General features: G+C 42.8%; 21 protein-coding genes. 7 read left to right on the plus strand and 14 right to left on the minus strand.

All coding sequences use genetic code 11. The features are described from left to right. The first annotated feature begins 132 nt into the window (after positions 1-132). The 4 genes from IPL34_RS02320 (at position 133) to IPL34_RS02335 (ending at position 3,728) form a co-directional block, all read left to right on the plus strand. Positions 133-462, plus strand: coding sequence for a 2Fe-2S iron-sulfur cluster binding domain-containing protein (locus IPL34_RS02320; protein WP_296837101.1), 330 nt, complete (start codon positions 133-135; stop codon positions 460-462). A gap of 56 nt (positions 463-518) precedes the next feature. After that, complete coding sequence (locus IPL34_RS02325; protein WP_296837106.1) at positions 519-1,418, plus strand: radical SAM protein; 900 nt, start codon at positions 519-521, stop codon at positions 1,416-1,418. An 86-nt stretch (positions 1,419-1,504) separates the two neighbouring features. Further along, the gene (locus tag IPL34_RS02330) at positions 1,505-2,560 is read left to right on the plus strand and encodes a Fic family protein (RefSeq protein WP_296837109.1); all 1,056 of its coding nucleotides are present in this window, start codon (positions 1,505-1,507) and stop codon (positions 2,558-2,560) included. Between the two features lie 16 nt (positions 2,561-2,576). After that, positions 2,577-3,728: an RNA-binding domain-containing protein gene (locus IPL34_RS02335; protein WP_296837112.1), complete on the plus strand. Its 1,152-nt coding sequence runs from the start codon at positions 2,577-2,579 to the stop codon at positions 3,726-3,728. Between the two features lie 164 nt (positions 3,729-3,892). Here the strand turns inward: IPL34_RS02335 and IPL34_RS02340 are convergent, their stop codons facing one another. The 9 genes from IPL34_RS02340 to IPL34_RS02380 form a co-directional block, all read right to left on the minus strand. Next, on the minus strand, positions 3,893-4,558 hold the full coding sequence (locus IPL34_RS02340) for a nitroreductase (RefSeq protein WP_296837116.1): 666 nt from the start codon (positions 4,556-4,558) through the stop codon (positions 3,893-3,895). 27 nt (positions 4,559-4,585) lie between these two features. Further along, positions 4,586-5,821 (minus strand): AMP-binding protein, encoded by a 1,236-nt coding sequence (locus IPL34_RS02345; RefSeq protein WP_296837119.1) that lies wholly within the window; start codon positions 5,819-5,821, stop codon positions 4,586-4,588. Positions 5,822-5,837: 16 nt separating this feature from the next. Next, on the minus strand, positions 5,838-6,659 hold the full coding sequence (locus IPL34_RS02350) for an ABC transporter ATP-binding protein (RefSeq protein WP_296837122.1): 822 nt from the start codon (positions 6,657-6,659) through the stop codon (positions 5,838-5,840). A gap of 151 nt (positions 6,660-6,810) precedes the next feature. Beyond that, positions 6,811-8,130, minus strand: a complete 1,320-nt coding sequence (locus tag IPL34_RS02355) for an ABC transporter substrate-binding protein (RefSeq protein WP_296837125.1) — start codon at positions 8,128-8,130, stop codon at positions 6,811-6,813. A 73-nt stretch (positions 8,131-8,203) separates the two neighbouring features. Then, the gene (locus IPL34_RS02360; RefSeq protein ID WP_296837128.1) at positions 8,204-9,283 is read right to left on the minus strand and encodes a branched-chain amino acid ABC transporter permease; all 1,080 of its coding nucleotides are present in this window, start codon (positions 9,281-9,283) and stop codon (positions 8,204-8,206) included. Between the two features lie 2 nt (positions 9,284-9,285). Continuing rightward, the gene (locus IPL34_RS02365) at positions 9,286-10,284 is read right to left on the minus strand and encodes a branched-chain amino acid ABC transporter permease (protein ID WP_296837131.1); all 999 of its coding nucleotides are present in this window, start codon (positions 10,282-10,284) and stop codon (positions 9,286-9,288) included. A 9-nt stretch (positions 10,285-10,293) separates the two neighbouring features. Beyond that, positions 10,294-11,079, minus strand: coding sequence for an ABC transporter ATP-binding protein (locus IPL34_RS02370; RefSeq protein WP_296837134.1), 786 nt, complete (start codon positions 11,077-11,079; stop codon positions 10,294-10,296). 22 nt (positions 11,080-11,101) lie between these two features. Then, positions 11,102-13,102 carry an AMP-binding protein gene (locus IPL34_RS02375; protein WP_296837137.1) on the minus strand — a complete coding sequence of 667 codons (2,001 nt, stop codon included), beginning with the start codon at positions 13,100-13,102 and terminating at the stop codon, positions 11,102-11,104. Between the two features lie 229 nt (positions 13,103-13,331). Further along, positions 13,332-14,015, minus strand: coding sequence for a hypothetical protein (locus IPL34_RS02380; protein WP_296837140.1), 684 nt, complete (start codon positions 14,013-14,015; stop codon positions 13,332-13,334). 422 nt (positions 14,016-14,437) lie between these two features. Here IPL34_RS02380 and IPL34_RS02385 point away from each other — a divergent pair, with 422 nt between their 5' ends. Then, on the plus strand, positions 14,438-14,932 hold the full coding sequence (locus IPL34_RS02385) for an ester cyclase (protein WP_296837142.1): 495 nt from the start codon (positions 14,438-14,440) through the stop codon (positions 14,930-14,932). A 54-nt stretch (positions 14,933-14,986) separates the two neighbouring features. Here the strand turns inward: IPL34_RS02385 and IPL34_RS02390 are convergent, their stop codons facing one another. The 5 genes from IPL34_RS02390 to IPL34_RS02410 form a co-directional block, all read right to left on the minus strand. Then, on the minus strand, positions 14,987-15,877 hold the full coding sequence (locus IPL34_RS02390) for a LysR family transcriptional regulator (RefSeq protein ID WP_296837146.1): 891 nt from the start codon (positions 15,875-15,877) through the stop codon (positions 14,987-14,989). Between the two features lie 3 nt (positions 15,878-15,880). After that, a complete protein-coding gene (locus tag IPL34_RS02395) occupies positions 15,881-17,668 on the minus strand; it encodes an AAA family ATPase (RefSeq protein ID WP_296837148.1) in 1,788 nt (595 codons plus the stop codon). 128 nt (positions 17,669-17,796) lie between these two features. Next, positions 17,797-18,771, minus strand: a complete 975-nt coding sequence (locus IPL34_RS02400) for a hypothetical protein (RefSeq protein WP_296837151.1) — start codon at positions 18,769-18,771, stop codon at positions 17,797-17,799. 100 nt (positions 18,772-18,871) lie between these two features. Further along, the gene (locus tag IPL34_RS02405; protein ID WP_296837154.1) at positions 18,872-20,350 is read right to left on the minus strand and encodes a hypothetical protein; all 1,479 of its coding nucleotides are present in this window, start codon (positions 20,348-20,350) and stop codon (positions 18,872-18,874) included. A 572-nt stretch (positions 20,351-20,922) separates the two neighbouring features. Further along, entirely contained in the window at positions 20,923-21,366 is a 444-nt protein-coding gene (locus IPL34_RS02410; protein WP_296837156.1) for a hypothetical protein, read from the minus strand. A gap of 259 nt (positions 21,367-21,625) precedes the next feature. On the opposite strand from IPL34_RS02410, the gene IPL34_RS02415 reads away from it, so the two are divergent. Beyond that, on the plus strand, positions 21,626-22,606 hold the full coding sequence (locus IPL34_RS02415) for a PQQ-dependent catabolism-associated beta-propeller protein (RefSeq protein ID WP_296837159.1): 981 nt from the start codon (positions 21,626-21,628) through the stop codon (positions 22,604-22,606). A 22-nt stretch (positions 22,607-22,628) separates the two neighbouring features. Beyond that, entirely contained in the window at positions 22,629-23,819 is a 1,191-nt protein-coding gene (locus tag IPL34_RS02420; protein ID WP_296837162.1) for an ABC transporter substrate-binding protein, read from the plus strand. Positions 23,820-23,854: the final 35 nt, after the last annotated feature.

Consider the following 23,854-nt stretch of genomic DNA (forward strand, 5'->3'; position numbering starts at 1 on the left):
TTTCCCCTCCCTTCCCCCGAAATGGGGGCAGGGAACAAGAAATAAACCGTTCTATCTTTTTCCCTCCACCCTTTACGGGGGGAGGGTCAGGGAGGGGGGTAGAGAAGGGGGAAAATAACGAGGAGTAACCCTATGACCACGATTTTTAGTATTCACATTCCTGAAACGGGATCTAGTTTCCCCTGTAAACCGCAAGAGTCATTGCTCTTTGGGATGGTACGGTTGGGTCGTAAAGGGATTCCGATTGGTTGTCGAGCGGGCGGTTGTGGTGTGTGTAAAGTCAAAATATTGAGTGGCACTTATACCAACGGCAAGATGAGTCGTGCGCATGTGACTGAAGAGGAAGAGCAAAATAGTTTTGTGCTCGCCTGTCGCTGTCAGCCTAGTAGTGACCTCGCCATTGAAGTAGTAGGTAAAATGCGCAAAAACGCTTGTGCGCCCTTGCCTAGCACCACGACTTAACAGCCACCAATAGAACTGCTAATTTAGCCTAAGTATCCTACGACTTGAGGCTAGCCATGTATTTTGATCCACCTTTTGATTATATCGAACCTGTCTTTCGTCCACCCAGTGAAGCCGATTCGCTCATTTTACAAGTCACCAATGGTTGTAGTTGGAATCAATGCAGCTTTTGTGAAATGTATACCGCGCCCCAGAAGAAATTTCGCCCTAAAAATGAGACTGAAATACTCGCTGAGATTAAACATTGTGGCGAAACGATGGCTGGGTTACGCCGTATATTTTTAGCGGATGGCGATGCTATGGCTTTATCGTTCAGGCGCTTAGAAGCTATTTTGACTGCTATCAATGACTATTTACCTAGCGTTAGTCGCATTTCAGCCTATTGCTTACCCCAAAATGTCAAAAATAAAACTATAGAACAATTACAACATTTACGCGAACTAGGTTTGTCATTAGCTTATATTGGGGCTGAAAGTGGTGATGATACTATTCTTAAAAAAGTGAATAAAAGCGAAACGTTTGCAAGTACGCGCGAGGCTATTCTAAAACTCAAAGCGGCAGGTATTAAAACTTCAGTGATGATTATTAATGGTTTAGGAGGTAAACAGTATAGTACACAACATGCGCTTAATTCAGCGCGTTTAATTAATGAAACTCAGCCAGAGTATTTAGCCACTTTAGTACTATTCTTTAGTCATGGCTCACGACGTTTTATTGAGCATTTTGGCAATGATTATGAACCCTGTACTATGCTGGATTTATTTCAAGAAATGCACACTTTTATAAGCCATTTAACATTAGAAAAAACGATTCTTCGTAGCGATCACGTTTCCAATAGCTTAGTGCTCAAGGGAGTGCTGGGTAAGGATAAAGCCACCCTACTTCAACAAATCGAACAAGCGCTAGAGTGGGCAAAACATCATCCCACTCCTCAACGTGTACTCAAACAGTACTAATTTCTAGTCATAATTGGCTCACTTTTGGCTATTTATGGACATTTACAGCTATAATTGGATATTTATGGCTATAGTTTTGGCTCATTATGAAGACTCACTCACTCGAAATTGCTCCTGACATCCTACGCATCATTACTGAAATTGATGAGTTCAAGACCAGTTGGCGCTTAATGCAAAATCTCGCACCTGAGCGTTTAGCTACCTTGCGACGTGTGGCTACGATTGAAAGTATTGGTTCCTCTACGCGGATTGAAGGTGTCAAACTCAGTAACTCAGAAATTGAACAACTATTGGGTAACATTAATCGTAAATCGTTTGTAACTCGTGATGAGCAAGAGGTCGCAGGCTATGCGGAACTAATGGATATAATCTTTCAAAGCTATGACGATATTGTGTTGAGTGAGAATTATATCAAGCAACTACATGCGATTTTATTGCAGTACTCCGATAAAGATGAACGTCATCGTGGGCAATATAAAACTTTAAATAATCAAGTAGAAGCTTTTGATGCGACAGGTAAAAGTTTAGGCGTAGTGTTTCATACTGCTACACCTTTTGAAACACCTCTTAAAATGCAAGAGCTGGTTTATTGGACGCGAGAGTCATTAGCGGATAATAGCTTGCATCCTTTGTTAGTGATTGCGGTTTTTGTAGTAGTGTTTTTGCAAATACATCCCTTTCAAGATGGAAATGGTCGTTTATCTCGAATTTTAACGACTTTACTATTATTAAAAGCGGGCTATCGTTATGTACCTTATAGCTCGTTAGAAAGTATTATTGAGCGAAACAAAGAAGGCTATTATTTAGCATTGCGTCGCACTCAAAGTACTTTAGAGGATGCAAAACCTAATTGGTTACCTTGGGTAAGGTTTTTCTTGTCGTCATTAAAAGCGCAAAAGGATCACCTCTCTAGTAAAGTTTCCGCGCATACGTCTTGGGATAATTTACCTAAAGAGTCTATTATGATTATGGAGCATATTAATCAGTATGGGCGTATTACCACGAGTGAGGCAGAAGCTCTTACAGCTACACCACGCTCAACCATTAAAAAGCGTTTGAGTGATTTGGTAGAGCAAGGCTTGTTAAAACGCCAAGGACAAGGACGGGGTAGTTGGTATGAAACTGCTAAACAAAACTTATAATAGAGTGATTATATAAATGACTAATATAGTACTCCAACTCATAGCTCAAGGTGAAAATGCTCAAGTTGAGTTCAAATCCAGCGATGTTCGACCTGATTCTATTGCTCGTGAAATAACAGCCTTTGCTAATACACTAGGTGGCACATTACTTATTGGTGTTGAAGATAATGGAATTGTTTCAGGAATAACAACCAATAGCCTAAATGAATGGTTAGCTAATATTAGTCGTAATAATATTATTCCTGCTATAGCTATCGATATAGATCATCTAATAATAGATAGTAAAATAGTTTGCATGGTGACTGTGCCAAAAGGTAAGGATAAGCCTTATCAAACCTTAGATGGCAAATATTGGTTGCGTATTGGTTCCACTAATCGTACTGCTACCAAAGAAGAATTAAGTAGTTTATTCCAGCAAGCAGGTTTAGTTCATTTTGATACTGCCCCTGTTACGGATACAGGCGTTGAAGGTATTGATCTACGCCTAGTAGATCACTATTACCAAACTTATTATGAAACTGATTTTTTAAATCTTTCGGCTGAAGAACAATTAAATTTATTAAATAACGCCGATATTCTTACTGAATTAGAAGGTAAGCAAGTAATCACGGTGGGTGGCTTACTTATGTTTGGCAAATATCCCCAACGCCGCCTAGCTCATAGCTCAATTATGTTTGCTGTGTTTAAAGGGGGTAGTATTACCGATGATTTGATTGATAAAAAAGAAATACTAGGCACTTTACCAGAGCTAATTGATAAAACAGTGGCATTGCTACAATTATTTTTGCCTAGCCCCTCTATTATTGAAGGTACTCAACGCACTGAAATTACTCTAATCCCGATAAAAGTGTTACGCGAGGCAATGGTTAATGCGGTAGTACACCGTGATTACTCATTAAGTCAACGCAAAATACAGGTTCATATATTCAGTGATCGTATTGAAATCACTTCACCTGGAAAACTAGCTAATACATTAACACTCGCTAAGATTCGTTACGGTAACTCAGCGCCGCGTAATATTTTTCTAGTTAAATTTCTAGATAATTTACGTTATTTTGATGGTTTGGGCAGGGGTATTCCGATGATGCTTAAATTAATGCAAGATCGAATTCAATTTGAAGAAATCGGTGAGTTATTTAGAGTAACGTTGAAATTTCAAGGTAATTAATGCTAGTAAGTATCCAACTAAAAGTAATCGTGTATTTTTGGAGCAGTCTTGGCGGCAGGGATGCCGCCTTGAAGCGTACAGGGATGTATTTACAGCGCCTGCGGAGGAAATACACGATTACTTTGGCTCAAGTACTTAGATCAATTACCTCATTAGAATTTTTGCTAATTAAAGAACTTCGTGAAACTCTCAACAGGTTCTCTTGGAGTACGATAGCTATTCACTAATGCGCTCATATCGGGATACCCTAGCGCCATTCCGCCCAGCAATACCTGATCATCACTATAGCCTAATTGCTCTTTCACAATTTGTGGGAATTCACCTAATGCGGCTTGTGGACAAGTACCTAAACCCTGTTCTACGGCAGCTAACATAATGGATTGCAAAAACATGCCATAATCCATATATGAACCCGTTTCCATCATTTTATCAATGAAAAACAGCAGCATCACAGGCGCATCAAATGCCCGATAATTCGCTGCCCATTGATCTAATTGGCGTTGTTTATCTTCGCGCTTAATCTCTAAAGTACTATACATTTGCAAACCACAAGCACGGCGACGCTCAATATAAGGTGACACCCAATTATCAGGATAGTACTTATATTCCATAGACTTAGCTTGATTAGCTCGAAACGCTGCTTCAATCGCTGTTTGGAGTTTTACTTTAGATTCACCCGTCACCACTGCCACACGCCAAGGCTGAGTATTAGTACCAGAAGGTGCTGTGGCTGCTAGTGTTAAAATCATTTCAATAGTTGCCTGATCAACCGCCTGAGGCAAAAACGCACGAATTGATTGCCGTGTGCGTAATGCTTGTGCTACATCCATTCCAGTACTCCAAACCCTGTCAAAACCCTAATCATACTTACGAATATCACTAATCACCACGCCATCATTCGGTAAACTACCGACAGCAATCCACTCAACTTCAGCACGTAATTTACAAATATCCCGTACACTCTCGCTAATCGCTTGTTTTAGCGCATCATTCGGCGCGAGTACTTCACATTTTAGGGTTAGTTGGTCAGACTCATTTTGCCAGTCAACGACTAAACGCGCTTTTTGAATTTCAGAATGGCGTTTGACAACCTTATCGACTTGAGAGGGATGGATAAACATACCGCGCACTTTTGCCGTTTGATCAGCACGCCCCATCCAGCCTTTAATGCGGCGATTCGTGCGACCACAGGGGCTTAGTCCTGCCATAATTGCGGATAAATCACCGGTGGCAAAACGAATTAAAGGATAATCAGGATTTAGGCTAGTGACTACTACCTCACCCACCTCACCATCAGGTACAAGATCCCCCGTCCCCGGACGTACAATTTCTACATACACACCCTCATCAATGACTAAGCCTTCTTTGGCAGAGGTTTCATAGGCAATTAAACCCAAATCAGCCGTAGCATAGGCTTGCAATACCTCAATCCCTTGCTCCGCAAATTTAGCGCGAACACTAGGTGGTAACGCCTCGCCCGATACTAAACCGCGCTTGAGAGAACTGACATCTGCCCCTAGTTCAGCGGCTTTTTCTAAAATGATTTTGAGGAAGGAAGGTGTACCTACATAACCTGAAGGTTGCAAATCAGCAATGGTTTGTACTTGTAATTCGGTTTGCCCTACTCCGGCTGGAATCACGGTACAACCCAAGGCATGCGCTCCACTTTCTAGCATCATACCTGCGGGTGTGAGGTGATAGGAAAAGGTGTTATGTACCACATCACCCTCACGAAATCCGGCACTGAATAAAGCACGAGCTAATCGCCAAAAATCGGGACGCTTAGAGCCGGGTTCATAGATCGGTCCGGGTGAAGCAAAGATATGGGTTAAAGCTTTACCACCCACTGCTGCTAGACCACCTAAAGGGCGCTGTGCCTTTTGTAAAGCATTTAAATCAGACTTACGTGTGAGAGGTAATTGTGCAATCGCTGCTTTGGAGGTTAGTTGCGTAGGATCAACGTCTTTTAATAACTCGGCATAAGCGGGAGTATGTTGTTTAGCATGAGCGACTTGTTGAACTACCGCTTGAATTAAAGCGGCTTCGCGCTCAACCGGATCACGGGTTTCGAGTGCATCATAATACTCAGTCATAACTTATCCCTTATTATCAAGCTAACCAACGCTTACGGCGGCGATAATGTTTTACTTCACGGAAGCTCTTACGCCCTTCTTTGGCTAGCCCTAGATAAAACTCTTTCACGTCTTCATTATTGGCTAATTCTTGAGCCGCGCCTTCCATCACAATGCGACCGTTTTCCATAATGTAACCAAAATCGGCATAACGTAGCGCAATATTGGTATTTTGCTCAGCGAGTAGGAAGCTGACATTCTGCTCGGTATTGAGCTTTTTAATAATATCGAAAATCTCTTCTACCAATTGCGGCGCTAGCCCCATTGAGGGTTCATCCAGCAATACCATATCAGGATTCGCCATGATTGCTCTTCCAATCGCGCACATTTGCTGCTCACCGCCAGAGGTATAACCCGCTTGGCTCAAGCGCCGCACTTTCAAACGCGGGAAATATTCGTAAATCATTTCCATATCTTGCTGAATCGCTTTACGACCTTCACGACGGGTATACGCACCTGTGAGGAGATTTTCTTCAATGGTTAAATGCCCGAAACAATGGCGTCCTTCCATGACTTGAATGACACCACGCTTGACTAATTCAGAAGGGTTGAGCCGCTCAACCGACTCACCTTTGTATTCAATATTACCTTTAGTGACATCGCCACGCTCAGCCCCTAATAGGTTAGAAATCGCTTTGAGCGTAGTACTTTTGCCTGCACCATTAGCACCTAATAAAGCCACAATCTGACCCTTAGGCACGGCAAGCGACACGCCTTTCAACACCAGAATGACGTGATCATAAATGACTTCAATATTATTGACTTGGAGCAGTACTTCAGTATTAGCGGTTGCGGTCATGCTGATTCATCCATGCGGTTATTGAATGCGTGTGTAGGGGCAAACCTATGTGTTTGCTCTTTTGCAGTTCAAACAAAACGTGTTGCTCTTGTAACGAGTGGGCAGGCACACAGGTCTGCCCCTACCACAGGATTACCCTTTACCCTAGAGACTATTTACACTCACGGGGGGTAATACCCTTTTCTTTCGCGTAAGCGGCCGCAGAGTCTTTATACATCGGGCGAATCATTTCATCATTAGGCTGAATCCAGTCACTAATCGCTTTAAATGCTTTACCGTCCCACTGAGCAACTTGCACGCGACCTTGACCTAAGTGATCTGCGCAAGTGAGTTTAATAGGATCGAATAAGCCTTCTGCGCCTAACTCTTTCATACGATCAGCACTAACATCTAAACGATCTAAGGCCCATTGTACTTGCTCGCCTGTCATAGGCTTATTGCCGTACTCTTTCATTGCGGTACGTAAGGCTTCGGTTAAAATCACGGCACTTTGCATACCGCGATTGTAAGCAACCGCCCCGACATCACCCTCCACTTTTGAAGAGCCTTTGCCTTTAGCATAAAGGTTAGTTTTAATGGCTTCATGCACAGGATAGCCAGCACCTACACCATTGAACTGTAAGGATTTATAGCCAATTGCTGCATCGCCTGCTGGGATCACATCAGGCTCGTTACCAGACCACCAAATACCAATGAATTTATCGCGTGGGAAATCAACGGCTGCCGCTTCTTTAATCGCAGTCGCATTCATTACCCCCCAACCATACATAATCACGTAATCGGGTTTAATCTGACGCCCGATTTTAGTCCAAATGGGTTTTTGCTCTAAACCGGGAGGGGAAACAGGATGTAAAGACAACTCAAAGCCATGCTTAGCGGCTAAGGCTTCTAAGGTTTTAATCGGCTCTTTACCAAAGGCAGAATCATGATAAACCAGAGCAATCTTTTTGCCCTTCATAGCATCCGCACCGCCCATTTCTTTAGCGATGTATTGAATGGCTACATCAGCGCCCCCCCAATAGGTAGCAGGTGGAACAAATACCCAAGGAAATACCGTACCATCAGCCGCATCCGCACGACCATAGCCGGAAGTGATTAAGGGGATTTTATCCGCTGCGACACGATCTAAGAGCGCATAGGTAATACCTGTAGAGAGTGGCATCACCGCTGGCATTCCAGTCGAACCACCTTTTTTCAGACGCTCATAGCACTCTAAGCCTTTATCTGTATTGTAAGCGGTATCACACTCTTCCAAAGTTAGCTTTACGCCATTAATTCCACCGTCGCGCTCATTGAGTAATTGCACATAGTCGGCGAAACCGTCCGCCCATTGAATCCCCCCCGGAGCATAAGGACCAGTACGATAGACTAATGAACCAATATATTGATCATCAGCTGCTTGTACAGCACTCAGTAGGCTAGACATAGCAACGGCTGCGGCTAATAAGCTCGCTTTTAGATTAAATTTCATCTTCACTCCTCCAGTAAATCTGTCACTTAGTTAAGTTGTAGCTCGACGTACTTAAGACCTATCCTGCTAGCGCTTAGTAAGGGAAAGGCCACAAACGTAATTTTTCCTTAGCAATTTGCCATAAACGCGCTAATCCATGCGGCTCAACAATCAAGAAGAAAATAATTAATGCACCAAACACCATGCTTTCAATATGAGAAATCATATCGACGGGAATATTCATTCCAAACCAATGGGGCGCATTACTTAAGAATATCGGTAATAAGGTAATAAAGGCAGCACCTAAAAACGAACCTAATATGGAACCTAAGCCCCCGATAATGACCATGAATAAAATTTGAAATGAGCGATTAATATCAAATGCAGCAGGTTCTACCGATCCGGTATAAATAAATGCCCATAATGCCCCGGCAATACCGCATAAAAACGAACTCACCGCAAAGGCTTTAAGCTTGGTAGAGAGCATTTTGATCCCAATAATCTCGGCGGCAATATCCATATCCCGAATCGCCATCCACTCACGTCCCATATTCGAGCGCACTAAGTTCTTAATCATTAGCGCTAAAAAAGCGACCACCGCTAACACAAATAAGTATTTAGCCGCAGCAGTGGCTTGGGGACCTGTCACATAAATATCGCCAAAAATAGTCATGGGTGGCGCACTAATGACACCTGATGCACTGTAGTTAGTAAACCAGCCAAATTTATTGAACATCCAGATCAGAAAAAACTGCGAGGCTAAAGTAGCCACTGCAAGGTAAAAGCCTTTAATACGTAAAGACGGAATACCAAATAATATCCCCACCCCAGCAGTGATTAGTCCAGACATGATTAATACTGCGAGTATATGCAAGCCGGGGAACATGGTAGCCAGTTTATACGCAGCAAACGCCCCAGTTGCCATGAATCCACCTGTACCTAGGCTCAATAAACCCGCATAGCCAGTCAGTACATTTAGACCTAAGGCTGCTAACGCTAGAATCAAGAAGGGCAACATAATCGTGCCTAGCCAATAATCACTCCCCACCAAAGGCATAACAATAAAGGCAATGGCTAGAATAGCTAAGATAAACCAACGATCTTGGCGAATGGGGAAAATCGCTTGATCGGCTTGATAGGTGCTTTTAAATTCGCCTGCTTCACGGTAGATCATAATTACACCCGCTCAATGATTTTTTCGCCAAACAGACCTTGGGGACGGAACACCAAGAAGACTAATGCCAGCATATAAGCAAACCAATCCGTGATACCCCCACCGATTAAGGGACCAATAAAGACTTCAGCAATATTTTCGCCCGCGCCAATAATCAAACCACCGATAATCGCCCCCGGAATCGAGGTAAAACCACCGATAATCAAAACAGGTAAGGCTTTAAGGGCAATTAAGGACAGAGAGAATTGCACCCCTAATTTACTGCCCCACATAATCCCCGCGACCAGTGCTACTAAGCCCGCCACACTCCACACAATCACCCAAATATGCTTGAGGGGAATACCCACACTCAAAGCTGCTTGGTGATCATCCGCCACCGCACGTAATGCGCGACCGATGCGGGTATATTGGAAAAATAGGGCAAGACTGATCACTAAAACCCCTGCAATCAAAGCCGCAATTAAATCAAACTCATTGACGAGCAATGCACCGTCAAACAGCTTAATAGGACTATTGGGTAAACCAAGATCTAAACGTTTAACATCTGAACCCCAGAGTGTTTGACCAAAGCCATCCAGAAAATAGGCAATCCCAATGGTTGCCATAAATAAAATAATATGCTCTTGATTGACCAAATGGCTTAGCACCACGCGCTCAATCGCAAAGGCGAGAATAACCATGACCCCTAACGTCAAAATAATCGACGCCCAAATCGGTACACCTAGATCAATCAAACCCACTAGCGTTAGAGCAGCAAACAACACCATAGCGCCTTGAGCAAAATTAAATACGCCAGAAGCTTTAAAAATGAGAACAAAACCGAGTGCCACAAGGGAGTACATGACACCCGATAATAAGCCGCCAATCGCGACTTCAAAAAAATAAGGCCATTCAAAAAATACCTGATTCGGGACAACCTTACCGAGTATCCAAGGTAGCAGGGTCATCAGTACGATAGCGCCACCGATGGTATAGAGGACATTGCGTTCAATATGTGGCATGGTGACTCCTTAGTGTGATACGCCCAAATAGGCATCAATGACGCTTTGGGTATTACGCACCACATCGGGCACGTCATCCGCTAATTGGCGACCGTAATCGAGTACCACGACCCGATCCGACAAATCCATTACCACTCCCATATCATGCTCAATCAGCACAATAGTAGTCCCAAAGGTGTCATTAATATCGAGGATGAAACGTGACATATCTTCTTTTTCTTCCACGTTCATACCTGCCATTGGTTCATCCAATAACAAAATTTCAGGCTCAGCCGCTAAGGCACGCCCTAACTCGACGCGCTTTTGAAAGCCATAAGGCAAACGTCCCACAGGTACTTTGCGAATCGATTGAATTTCAAGGAAATCAATAATTTCCTCAACCTTATGGCGATGATGAATTTCTTCTTTTTGGGCACGCCCCCAATAGAGTGCCTGCTCTAGTAGGGTAGCTTTCATTTTAAGATTACGCCCCGTCATAATATTGTCTAAGGTACTCATACCTTTAAACAGGGCGATATTTTGGAAGGTACGTGCAATGCCTTGAGCGGCTGCTTCGTGCATTTTCATTTTGGAGCGTACCTTACCCTTAAAGGTAATCGTGCCCTCTTGAGGATGGTAAACACCATTAATGACATTGAGCATAGAGCTTTTGCCCGCACCATTGGGACCGATAATGGAGCGGATTTCACCCTTGCGCACATTAAAGCTAATATTATTGAGTACCTTCATGACTCCAAAAGACAACGATATATTCTTTAAGTCGAGAATAACGTCGCCTAAAACTCGTTCACCCAAGGCTACCTCCTAGCAAATCGGTTTAGTGGGTATGAGAGGGTGTGGCAGTAGTGGGGGGAAAGGTTTTGGCATCACTTAATTTCACATCAGCTTCCAATATACCACTGCGCCCATCTTCAAACTTCACTTCTGTTTTCACATGGCACTCAGTTAGATCAGAATACAAAGCATCAATTAAAGACGCGTAACGCTCCGCCACAAAACTACGCCGTACCTTGCGAGTACGGGTTAACTCACCATCGTCTGCATCTAGTTCTTTATGCAAAATCAGGAAACGCTTGATCTGGGATTGACCTAAGCGCGGGTCTTTGGCTAAGTCTTGATTGACTTGTTCCACACAATCTTTGATCAAGGCATACACTTCTGGCTGTGCGGCTAAATCCTGATAACCGGAATACGCTAAACCGCGCTTTTCGGCCCAGTTGCCCACAGCTTCGAGGTCAATATTAATAAAGGCGGTGCTGTAATCTTTTTTATCGCCAAAAACGACTGCTTCTTTAATGTAAGAGAAGAATTTAAGTTTATTTTCTAAATATTTAGGAGCGAACATCGTACCATTGGTGAGTTTGCCCACATCTTTAGCACGATCAATAATTTTCAAGTGACCATTTTCGGCAAAGAATCCCGCATCTCCGGTATAAACCCAGCCATCCGGCGTTTTGGTTTTGGCGGTAGACTCAGGATTTTTATAATACTCTTGAAAGACTCCCGGACTGCGATAAAGCACTTCGCCATTGTCATCAATCTTGACTTCGACTTCGAGTGCGGGCGTACCTACCGTATCAGGATAAACTTCACCATCGGGTTGTACACAAATAAATACCATGCCCTCGGTTTGACCATAGAGCTGCTTAATATTAATGCCCAGTGAACGGTAAAAATCGAAGATCTCTGGACCAATTGCCTCCCCTGCGGTATAGGCGAGTTTAATACGTCCTAGACCTAATACATCTTTAAGGGGGTTATAGACTAAAAAGCTTCCGAGCTTATATAGCCAAGCGTCTTTACCTTCTACGGTTTGCCCATTGAGTATGGCAGTACCTACCCGCTTAGCATGGTTGAGGAAGTAATGAAATAATTTACGCTTAAGAGCACTGGCATCCTCCATCCTGATCATAACTTGAGTCAGCATATTTTCGTAAATACGCGGAGGTGCAAAGTAATAAGTGGGGCCAATTTCACGTAGATCATTTAATACCGTAGCGCCACTTTCGGGGCAACTCACCGTAAAGCCCGCTACATAGGATTGAGCATAAGAGAATAAATTATCCCCTACCCACGCCATGGGAAGATAAGCAAGAACTTCTTCGTCCTGAGTCAGTTGCTCACGTATGATCCCATTGCGTGCCGTGATAATGACATTATCATGGCTAAGTACCACACCTTTAGGTTTGCCTGTGGTTCCTGAGGTATAAAGCATAATGGCAGTATCACTACCAGTAGCTTTGAGGGCTTCGGTTTGAAAGAAATCGGGATGCGCTTGATGATACTGGCGACCACTCGCTTGTATTTCATCAATCGACTTTAAAAAAGGAAAATGATAATGCTGCATACCCCGTGGATCATCGTAGAGCACGTAATCAATTTGCGGGCATTGTTCTTTAGTTTCGAGAATTTTATCGACTTGCTCTTGATCTTCGACAATGGCTAGACGCACATCGGCATTGTCGAGCACGAAGGCAATTTCTTCTGCAACCGCATCTTGGTAAAGAGGAATGGGAATAATACCTAAACATTGGGCTGCAACCATTGACCAATAAAGGCGCGGGCGATTATCACCGATAATGGCAAGCTTATCACCACGTTGTAAGCCAAGCTGCGCTAATCCACACGCTAAGGCTGTGACCTCTTCCAGTACTTGCTTCCAAGACCATGATTGCCAAATACCTAGGTCTTTTTCACGAATAGCTATTTTATTCGAGCGTTTGGTTGCATGATCTAATAGCAACTTCGGAAAAGTATCGAGGGACTTATCAAACGCAACTACCCCTTGATACGCAACCTGCGCCATCGGCTTTGTCATGAGAACTCCTCCTAGCGGTTTACCTATACGTAATATTTTAATTTACGTTTACGTAAGGGTAACTTTGTGGCTATAAGATAATTAAAACTAAGCCAAGGGTCAACACAAATTAAGAACAAAATCTTAAGTATTTTGTAGGGATTAACTAAGCAAAAAGAAAAAGCCCTCTTACGAGGGCTAATGCGACATTCAGAGGAGAAAAAGGGGTTAGAGACTTAAGACTCTGACTTTACATACGTTCTAAACGTTGCTGCATGTTTTGAATCTGCTCTTGCATACGTTGCTTACGCTCATTTTCTAGCGCTTGAAATTTCGTTGCTTGCTCAGCCGTTAACATTTGTACTAAACGAGCTTTAGACGCTTGGCGGAATTGATCCATTTGTGCTTGTTGATCTTTCATAATGGCTTGCACTTGAGTGACTTGCTCTGGGGTCAGATTTAATTTTTCTTTTAAGCGATTGACCATACGCTCGCCCCCCATGCCGCCTTTACCACCTTTGCCCATGTGATGACCACCACGTCCACCGTGACCACGCCCTTCGTGATGACCTCTGCCACCTTTGCCCTCGCCCCAGCGATGCTCGCCTTTACCTTCTGTCATGCGTTTTTCATGCTCAGCACGGCGTTGATCCATTTTATCGGTCATTTCCTTAAACTTAGTGGCTTGTTCAGCGGTCAGGATTTGCGCGATGCGATCACGACCTGCGGACATAGCGGCTTGCATTTGTTTGCGCTGTTCTTCATGCATGGTTTTTAATTGCTCTACTTGAGCATCCGTTAAACTTAGCTGAGATTGTAAATGAGCTATGGGACCACCTTTACCACCACGACCACCCATGCCACCGTGATCTGCCATTACCGCAGAAGTACCTAAAGCTAACGTTACTAAAGCAGCCATTACTAATTTTTTCATCTTGTCATCCTTTCGAGTGATTAAGTTAATGTTGTTACTGTTGTTCTTGTTGGTATGGATGCATAGTACCGACTAATTACGCACCAAATCGGGTACAAATGTGCAAATCTCAAGGAACTGATAAAAGGCATTTTTCTAATCCAAAGCTCATTTAAGTACTTAATGTTATTAAATTTTTCTATTGATAATTTTACAGGCTGACTCAAATGCACAAACAACGTGCAAAGCGACGGTTGGTATTAATCCCCTAACCCTCTGAATACTAATACCTTTGTTTATTTATATAACTAGCCTCAAACCCTAAATACTGACTAATTATTCGTATAAAACGAATAATCTATTCGGAATAGCTGCTCTAGTCCCGACAATAAAACTCTCTACACTAGGTCAGTGTGTTGATTAACTAATAGAGAGCTTTAGCCATGTCGATGTTTTCTAAAACCTTATTAGGTAGCCTAGTGTTATTCAGTATGTTACCTAGCATTCACGCTAATGAACTGAATAGTGAACAAGCGCGTGCTGCGATTGCCCCGTTTTATGACGCGCTCAATGTTGCCCCTAATAAAGATTCAGCCGCTCTAGTGCTGCAAGGGACTGCGGAGAACTGGGAGTCCTGTAGTGGTAATGACGAATGCAAACCCCGCGAGAAAGTCGCTCCGACCATAGCAGGTTTCGGTAAGGCTATCCCTGATCTCAAGTGGGACATTAAAGAAATACTGGTATCAGGTAATCGTGTGATTGTGCGCGGTGAGGGTTATGGCACACCTGCGGTGGATTTTATGGGCGTTCCCCACGGCGGCAAAAGCTTTAAGTTAATGTCCATTGATATTCATACCATCGAAAACGGCAAGATGAGCGGTAAAACCTATCATCTTGAAGACTGGGCAGGTGCTATTCGCCAGCTAAGTAACCAGTAAACACTTGTCTAAATAATACTCGTTGATTTTAGGGTTGCGCCCAGCACTTTAAAATCAACGAGCATTATTATTCATCAAATAATCAACCAAATACCTGACCCTAAGCGGGAGCTGGCGTCTGGAGGGGTAAACAATACAAAAATTCATTTCATCACCGTACCACTCCGGTACTACGACCTCTAGTGCCCCCTGCGCAAGTTCAGACCGAATAGTAGTCGGCAAATGCAACCCTATGCCCCAACCGCGCTGAATCATATCGCGCTGCACTAAAGGCGAATCACAACTATGAAACGATTCGGGTACAAAGGACAGTAACTGCCCTTGAGATTGCAACGTCACCTGATTGTAAGGGTGTATCTGTTTTAATAAAACCCAAGACTGCTGTTGCAAAGTCTCAACGCTTATACTTGCTAAAGTATGGGGGTAGGACGCGCCTACTATAATATGAGTCTTATCCTGAAAGAGCGGGCGTACCACTAAAGAATCATCACGCAAATAGCCAATTCTAATGGCTAGATCAATTTGCTCAGCCACCAAATCTAATTCACGATCCACCAGCACTAAATCAAAATAAATCTCTGGATAAAGTGTCCGAAACTGCTGCAATTTAGGGTTTAACCATTCCAGTGCTAGATCGGTCGTGGTGGTAATACGCACTCGTCCCCGCGCTTGCTCTTGATTAATTAGCTCTTTGACACTGCGCATCGCCCCATTGATTTGAGCCGCTTGCGGATAAACTTGTTTACCCTCAGCCGTTAAAGTCAATTGGCGGGTAGTGCGTTGCAGGAGACGTACTTGTAAGGCTTGTTCTAACAGAGCGACTTGTTCACTTACACTAGAGCGACTCATTTGCAGTAGTTGCGCCGCCTTAGAAAAGCTTCCCTGCTCTACTACCGTAGCAAAAATCGCTAAGCGTTTAAGTTGTAATAGATCGGGCGTATCCATACTTTATTCGAGTATCTGCCATACCAAACGCTCAAAACCTAGCGCGACTACTGCGATGCAACGCAGGCGCTCTGGCTCTTGGTATTTATCGATCAATACTTGGCGATAATGGGCTAATTGATGCTGAGCATTTTGTAAAGCTGTCTGCACTAAAGGTAATAACGCTAGTTGCTCACGACTTTGGTTTTTAACTTGCTCTCCGGTCAAACCTAAATCACCTAAGCTCAAGTACTTAAATTCAAATACTATATCCAGCAATGCATACTGGCGCATATTGGGGCGAGTAATCAGCGTTAAATCTGAATAGCGCCGTTGTAAGGCAGGCTCGGAATCCATAATGTAGTAGGTATCGCTAAATAATAGCGTTAAGAAAGCTGTTTTAACGGTTAGCTCATTACTCCAGCGATAATCACGATTATTTAAAATCGCAAAGTATTTAGTTTCGATAAATTCAGCTAAAGGCTGCAACTCAGCAGTTTGATAAAATTGCTCTGCCATTTGTTGCAGCATAAAACGCTCCATACCATCCGGTAATAAGCGCTCTTTAAGTTCTGCAATATATAAGCCGTGAATGACTAGATTCGGTACACTTAAAATAAGTCCGCCAATTGCACCGCGCCCGCTAATAGTCAGCACTCCAAAAAAGTAGAGCAGCGCAATCATATAATTAGGATCATTTTTCAAATTGCGTAGCTTTTCCATCCCAAATTGATTTTCTAATTGGGGAATAGTCAACGCCTGTTGAGCATTGAGAATGTTATTAATAACTGTTCTACCTGCGGGTAAACTGGCTATATAGGCAATCTTATTAGCATCCATTGCTAAATTGCCGTCGAGAATTTGCGAGGGAGCCGAGCAATATTCCTTGTAATAATGCAGATAGTACAAAGCTAGCGTAGGATTATACAGGCGGGGTTGAGTCATATCCTCACAAAAACGATAACCATTATAAAATGAGCGCATGGTAGCTAAGGTTTGCGAGATAGTTTCTGGCGGATGTTGGCACTCTGAGGCTACTTGATTCACTAGCTCTGTAAGTTCGGTTTCAGTCACACCACATAAGGCGTTGAAATGAGGTAGTAAATAAATATTAGTAGCCACATTATAGCCGCTAGTCATATCGCTTAAGACTACAGGTGATACTCCGGTAATAAATACTCGCCCTATTTTTCCGTCTGAGGCATTTGATTTAATGGCTTTGAATAAAGTTTTTAGTACACCTTCGCTTCTTACCAGCTCTAAATAACTTTGTTGATCGGCTTGAACGTGCATGAGTAGCTCATTAGCAAAATTATCGTATTCATCTATCAGTAAATAGACTTGATAACCACTCGCCTGTGCCGCGCTTAATACCGATTGAAAAGAAAATAGTGCATCTTCATAGATCAATTTAGGTTCTGTTTTTAATAGACCTTTGTATCTCAACAAAAAGTCTTGCAAGGTCGCCATAATATGACGGAATAGATTTTGAGTAATAGCTTCGGTATCGCCTTGCGCTAATACTTGGGAAAAATCCCAACGCAATATCATGTATTGATTGCGTTCTGGTGTGGGAGTTTTGCCGACGGCTAGTTCACCGAATAGGCGCTCGAAATCAGCTTTGCGATTCACATCGTAGTAATGGGCTAGGGTCGAGAGCCATAATGATTTACCAAAGCGGCGCGGGCGTAGGAAGATGAGTTGCTTGCCTGCGTTTTCGAGCTTGGCGAGGTAGTGGGTACGATCTAAATAGACATAGCCCTCGGTACGCAAAGAGTAGAAATCGCTATTGCCGTAGGGGAATTTGAGCATGGAGCTTTACCTGCTAATCGTCATAGGGGGATTTTAGCAAGTTTGTCCAAAGTTCTCAGCTAACCTTTTGTCTACCTAATAAATTCATTAACAAAATCTCCTTTAATACTAGAATTTTTTCACCAACATCAGTTAGAAGAGTATAAACGATCCAAAATAGTGATAACACTTTTCATTAATGACGAACCATTACGCTGTCCATCATCTTGTATATCTTCATTTAGTAGTTGCCGGACTACTTTATCTATTGGGTTTCCTGAAGAATTACGTGATCCATCTAGTGCATTATTATTACTAATTGTGTAGTCAAGTACTGAGCCATCAAATTTACCATTAATAAGTGGATCATGTCCAAATAAACGGAGTGCTCCCTGCTCAAACTCTGTTAAACCTGTTCTTTGGTGTAGTAAATTAATATCCGTAATAATTGATACTGCACCTGAAGAAAAATGAACAGGTCGATTAGCATAGCGTGTTGACATATCAACACCTGTTTTTTCTTTTACTAAATTAAAATAAAGTTGGTCTAGAAATATACCCGTATCACCCCCAAATTGTTGTTTTTCAGCAGCACGTAACTCTTTTACTAATTCAACCTCAGCTTTATTCGCCCAATTAGTGCCTGTACCATCCGCTCCCAACACATTAGTATAAATACCTCCATCTTGTTTTCCGGCTGAAATGACTTGACGCCCCCATAAATGTAGAATGGCTCGCTCTCTTGGTGTCATACCCAATTGATCCCGTTGAGTAGCCGACAGTATATTAAAATCAATATTTCTATCATCCTCGGAGTTTTGATTACTAGCAGCGCTTAATAGATTATTGTTACTTGCTGTATTAAAGTTATTACTTCTATTAAAAGGCTGAGAATTGTTGCTAGTATCAGCAACAGTTGGTGTTGGTCTAGTTGTATTATCTGATGATTGACTTAATAACTGCTGTAAAATAGTAACTAATACTCTGATCAAAGCACTATAATCGACAGTACTCTCTAAAGGATTATTAAATTGTGTATTTGAAATAATAGCTGAACTGCTATTAATACCGTTCAATCCTCCATATAATGATTGCCCGCCTAAACCACTAATAATCTGTGACATAATAAATATCCTAATCTAGTAACAGCAAAAAACGACATATAGGGTGACATTTCATCACCCTATATCACTCCTAAAGAACCATCTTTTATATTAATGCTGTTTATCTGGCATTTCCGGCATTTCCGGCATTTCCGGCATTTCCGGCATTTCCGGCATTTCCGGCATTTCCGGCATTTCCGGCATTTCCGGCATTTCCGGCATTTCCGGCATTTCCGGCATTTCCGGCATTTCCGGCATTTCCGGCATTTCCGGCATTTCCGGCATTTCCGGCATTTCCGGCATTTCCGGCATTTCCGGCATTTCCGGCATTTCCGGCATTTCCGGCATTTCCGGCATTTCCGGCATTTCCGGCATTTCCGGCATTTCCGGCATTTCCGGCATTTCCGGCATTTCCGGCATTTCCGGCATTTCCGGCATTTCCGGCATTTCCGGCATTTCCGGCATTTCCGGCATTTCCGGCATTTCCGGCATTTCCGGCATTTCCGGCATTTCCGGCATTTCCGGCATTTCCGGCATTTCCGGCATTTCCGGCATTTCCGGCATTTCCGGCATTTCCGGCATTTCCGGCATTTCCGGCATTTCCGGCATTTCCGGCATTTCCATAACTTGATGCTATTGTCGTGCCTAGACCATAACTTGCTGGCATAGCCCCACCATAACCTGTGCTACTAGGTGATAAAGGTGTTGTAATTGTGTTACCTAAGTTATAGGTGAAAGGAACCGTGTGAGTAAAACCACTGGCTGTTACTAAAATACCTCCATTGGTAATATCTGTGCCCAAATTACCAATTTTGATAGCATTAATAGCACTTTTATATTTAGCAGTATCCTGCACAGACTTTTGATTTTGTGCATCCGTTCCTCTAAGAGGATCAAAAATCTCCCCTAACTGAAGCGTTCCACGTTTAAGAGCCGAGGTGACTGCTGCTAATGTTTCGACATCTGTAGTACCAACTCCTCCAACCACTAAATCATCATTATTGGTTTTTTCCAGCAGCTTAGCTAAAGCATTATTATTATAAGCTCCACCAGCATTTTTATAACGTGCAGCTACTAAAGCAAATGTCGCGGCATCTCGATCAGCCTGTCTAGTTGAATTAAAGTCGCGCCATAACATAGTAGTCATTTGCGACATAAATTGGGGATTACGAATACGCTCACCTGCATAGAACTCTGCTGCATATCCCTCTACGATACTCGTGCGGGCGTCATAAGTATTAACAGCACCTACACCATCCTTAATACCACCATGTATTTTATCATTGTTAACAGTACCATTATTATCAACAGCAGCAATATAACGCTTCAAACCCTCTAAACCACTAACTACTATAGAGCCATTTAAGTTTTGTGTTGTTGAGTTATTAGTAGGTGCTGAAGCGGTAGGAAGTGAGTTTTGCTGCCCAAGGCTACTAAGTAACTGTCTCAGTATATTAATTAATATCGTCATGAAATCAGAAGGACTACTACCTCCTATATTATTGGTACTAAATGTATTGGTTGTTGAGTATGGATTAGCCGCTACCACGGGTACTGATACAGTTGGATTATAACCGTAATTATTAGAAATACTGGACATTTTACTACCTTACAATTAATTATTTAAGATCATAACTCATGATTTAACATTTTTAATATATAAGCTCTTTGTTTAAACATTTACAAAAATTTTTTAGACAGTAATCAATACTGCTTTAATAGCGATATATTAAATCCGTTATCTGTGCGGCAGAGGGTAAACTAGGTGACTACTATTTTTTATCGCAAGCCAAACATGCAGGTTTTCCCTGCCACTACCAATTTATATTTCATTGGAAACATCACGATAAAATACTAACTATGCTGACAGCTACGATTGAAAAGACCAGTGTACTAATTTTTAGAACAAGTGGATTTTTATAATTTATTTTATAGAATATATATTTGTCTAATGCTCGATAAACACTATATTTTTTATGTAAAGTACATCTGTATTAATTAAAGGCTGTGTCATAGCAAACGATCATGGACATACTAGAGATACTTTGCAAACCTGTGACAGCGACCATAAAGCTGGAGCTACTAAAGCAATAAGCTCAAGGTCCCAGACAACCTTTTCCTAGCTTTAAACCTTGCTGAGGCTGTTTGCCATGTTGTCTGAGCGAGTACAACCTAACGGCTTTTACGTAAAACTCCGGTAGCTACGACCATACCATTCCCCCCACCGGCTGCGCTTCCCACATCACTGGTATAACTAGAGTTCCTTGCACTAATTTGTACCTGTAAGCCTTGGGGCGTTAGTTTTATATCATGCCCCACACGAGCATAGTCTTGATGCAAATAGCCATTAGAGGTTTTTTCAAAACTCACCTCTTGTACTACTTGCAAACCATTACGCGATTTATTTAGCAGCAGCACTTTATTAGTAATCACTCCACCACCAGGGGGAGCTGATCTTTGCACTTGCCCTACATGCGTTAACTCACCGTAGTTATTAATGAAATTATCATTAGAGCTAAAACGCAGCACTACCCTTTCAGTTTCACGTCCATTGCTCACCGTACCGCTCCATGTACCCGTTAAACTTCCAGCCCAAACTATCGATGAACATGCCATAAAACCTATCACCCAAACTACTGTTTGTAACTTCTTCAAAGACACCACGATAAGCACCTCGCCTGCTATAACTATTATCAAAAGATAACTTAATAAGCATAGCCAATAAACTATTAAAAATCATACAGAAAGATGACTTCATTCTTAAATCTTAGATGAAGAAAACCTGTGAAGTGTCAGTACAATGGTCTACCCCCAACCTTTTACCAACCCTATACGGCTAGGGTACAGTATCCTCTGTAACGCTAGGAACCCTGTCATGTCCTTAAAACGCATTATTCGTCTTGCTCTCTTGAGTACTTGCTTAAGTGTTAGCGCTCTAAGCTTTGCCAAAGATACCGGCTATGTGTTTGTCAGTAGCGAAAAAGATCACAATATTACCGTACTCGATGGTAAAACCCTTGAGGTGGTCAAAACCATTAAAACCTCTGAGCGCCCCCGCCACCTCGCTTTTAATCCTGACAAAACTCAGATCTATGCCGCCTGTGGTGATGGTGAAAGCATTGATATTATTGATATAGCTAAGCTCGAAGTAGTGGATAAAATCGACGATATTGAAGACCCTGAAGCGTTTGATCTCAGCCCCGATGGTAAAACCATGTACATCTCGCTTGAAGACGACGGTGCATTAGGGATTCTCGATCTAGCCAGTAAAGAGATGACTAAAGAGGTTGAGGTCGGTGAAGAGCCTGAAGGGGTGTTAGCTCATCCCAACGGTAAAACCGTATTTGTCACTTCTGAAGTCGCCAATATGGTGCATGTAATTGACGTAGAAAAAGGTGAATCGGTAGCCGATATTGTCGTAGGTAAACGTCCGCGCCGCTTTGCACTCACGCCAGACCAACAGCATTTATGGGTATCGAGTGAACTGGATGCTTCCGTTAGCATTATTGATCTGGCTAAAAATGAAGTGATTCATAAAATCAAATTTGAGCCTAAAGGTTTCCGCATGGAGGATGTAACACCCGTAGGCATTACTCTCACTAAAGATGGTAAAACCGCCTATGTAGGTATGGGTCGCGCTAATCGCGTCGCTATAGTAGATGTCGCTAGCCGTGCAGTGCAAGATTATATTCTGGTCGGTGAGCGGGCGTGGAATGTGTCATTTAATGCCGATGAATCTAAACTATTTGCGGTTAATGGTCTCAGTGACGACGTATCGGTGATTGATGTGGCTAGCAATAAAGTCATTAAATCCGTTCCGGTGGGACGTGTACCCTATATGGCATTAGTGGATTAAGAAAGTCAGTAGGAAAATTGGTATGAAAGCCGTGTTATTGGGCAGCTTATGCCTATTAAGTGCCTTAGCTTCATCTGCTTGGGCAAACGACCCTACACCTGAAACCACTTATGTAATTGGCTATTTGGAGCTAGACGACGAAATCGATAAGCGTTATGGCGAGAAGCAGCTTTTTGCTAAGTATTTAGGTCAATCCTTAGGTCGACCTTATGCAGGGGCAGAGGTAGCTTTAAGAGAGGTCAAATATCACGGTAAAGCACTTAATGTGTCTTTTGCCCTAGAAAAAGCTACGGCAAAAGACAGTGCTGATTTAAGCATTCAATTGCAAGCCTTAAAACAAAAAGGGGCTAAATTTGTTCTAACCGATTTGCCCGCAGCAGAGTTAGCGCCACTAGCTAAAAGTACGCGTGATCAAGAGCTAGTATTACTCAACATTTCCGCACCGGAAGATAATCTACGCCAAACCGATTGCCAGCCGCATCTGTATCACTTGCTCCCCAATTATGCCATGCAAACCGATGCTTTAGCGCAGTTTTTAGTGGCTCGTAAATGGACAAAAGTGCTGCATTTGACAGGAAGCTCGCCGATGGATGAGCAATGGTCACAAGCCTTTGAGCGCTCAGCTAAACGCTTTGGGGTAAAAATCACTGAGAAGAAAACCTTTGCTCTCAGCAATGACCCGCGTGAGCGCGACCAAAATAATGTAGCCCTTCTCACGGGCGGCGATCAGGATGTGATTTTTATTGCCGATAGTCACGGCGAATTTGCCCGCCAAGTACCCTATCACACCTTAAAACCTAATCTAGTAGTAGGTGCTGAGGGCTTAAATGCCTCCGCTTGGCATTGGGCTTGGGAACGGCACGGTGCACCACAATTAGAAAAACGCTTTGAGAAAAAAGCTGAGCGTCCTATGACCAGCACCGATTGGGCGGCATGGATCGGGGTAAAAGCGATTGCGGAAGCGGTACAAATCAAAAACACCACTGAGTTTAAGACCTTAACCGAGTATCTCACGGCTCCCGATACAGCTATGGATGGGTTTAAGGGGAATGGAGTGAGCTTTAGAGCATGGGATCATCAATTGCGCCAACCGTTATTATTGCATACGCATAATTGGGTGATTGATCGTGCACCCATGAAAGGCTTTCTGCATCAAGTGAATAACTTAGACACCTTAGGCTTTGATGAGCGTGAGAGTACTTGTAAGTTTTAAAGGCTAAAGCTTATAGAACCTTAGCCTTTTTATTA

This window comes from Thiofilum sp., assembly GCF_016711335.1.
Classification (GTDB): domain Bacteria; phylum Pseudomonadota; class Gammaproteobacteria; order Thiotrichales; family Thiotrichaceae; genus Thiofilum.

Coding starts and splice junctions, on each gene's coding strand:
- IPL34_RS02395 (WP_296837148.1), bottom strand. CDS start 17,668: ATGCTCAAATTCCCCTACGGCAATAGCGATTTCTACTCTTTGCGTACC.
- IPL34_RS02405 (WP_296837154.1), bottom strand. CDS start 20,350: ATGTCCAGTATTTCTAATAATTACGGTTATAATCCAACTGTATCAGTA.
- IPL34_RS02325 (WP_296837106.1), top strand. CDS start 519: ATGTATTTTGATCCACCTTTTGATTATATCGAACCTGTCTTTCGTCCA.
- IPL34_RS02330 (WP_296837109.1), top strand. CDS start 1,505: ATGAAGACTCACTCACTCGAAATTGCTCCTGACATCCTACGCATCATT.
- IPL34_RS02410 (WP_296837156.1), bottom strand. CDS start 21,366: ATGGCATGTTCATCGATAGTTTGGGCTGGAAGTTTAACGGGTACATGG.
- IPL34_RS02320 (WP_296837101.1), top strand. CDS start 133: ATGACCACGATTTTTAGTATTCACATTCCTGAAACGGGATCTAGTTTC.
- IPL34_RS02340 (WP_296837116.1), bottom strand. CDS start 4,558: ATGGATGTAGCACAAGCATTACGCACACGGCAATCAATTCGTGCGTTT.
- IPL34_RS02420 (WP_296837162.1), top strand. CDS start 22,629: ATGAAAGCCGTGTTATTGGGCAGCTTATGCCTATTAAGTGCCTTAGCT.
- IPL34_RS02365 (WP_296837131.1), bottom strand. CDS start 10,284: ATGCCACATATTGAACGCAATGTCCTCTATACCATCGGTGGCGCTATC.
- IPL34_RS02360 (WP_296837128.1), bottom strand. CDS start 9,283: ATGATCTACCGTGAAGCAGGCGAATTTAAAAGCACCTATCAAGCCGAT.
- IPL34_RS02375 (WP_296837137.1), bottom strand. CDS start 13,102: ATGACAAAGCCGATGGCGCAGGTTGCGTATCAAGGGGTAGTTGCGTTT.
- IPL34_RS02385 (WP_296837142.1), top strand. CDS start 14,438: ATGTCGATGTTTTCTAAAACCTTATTAGGTAGCCTAGTGTTATTCAGT.
- IPL34_RS02350 (WP_296837122.1), bottom strand. CDS start 6,659: ATGACCGCAACCGCTAATACTGAAGTACTGCTCCAAGTCAATAATATT.
- IPL34_RS02345 (WP_296837119.1), bottom strand. CDS start 5,821: ATGACTGAGTATTATGATGCACTCGAAACCCGTGATCCGGTTGAGCGC.
- IPL34_RS02400 (WP_296837151.1), bottom strand. CDS start 18,771: ATGTCACAGATTATTAGTGGTTTAGGCGGGCAATCATTATATGGAGGA.
- IPL34_RS02355 (WP_296837125.1), bottom strand. CDS start 8,130: ATGAAATTTAATCTAAAAGCGAGCTTATTAGCCGCAGCCGTTGCTATG.
- IPL34_RS02380 (WP_296837140.1), bottom strand. CDS start 14,015: ATGAAAAAATTAGTAATGGCTGCTTTAGTAACGTTAGCTTTAGGTACT.
- IPL34_RS02390 (WP_296837146.1), bottom strand. CDS start 15,877: ATGGATACGCCCGATCTATTACAACTTAAACGCTTAGCGATTTTTGCT.
- IPL34_RS02335 (WP_296837112.1), top strand. CDS start 2,577: ATGACTAATATAGTACTCCAACTCATAGCTCAAGGTGAAAATGCTCAA.
- IPL34_RS02415 (WP_296837159.1), top strand. CDS start 21,626: ATGTCCTTAAAACGCATTATTCGTCTTGCTCTCTTGAGTACTTGCTTA.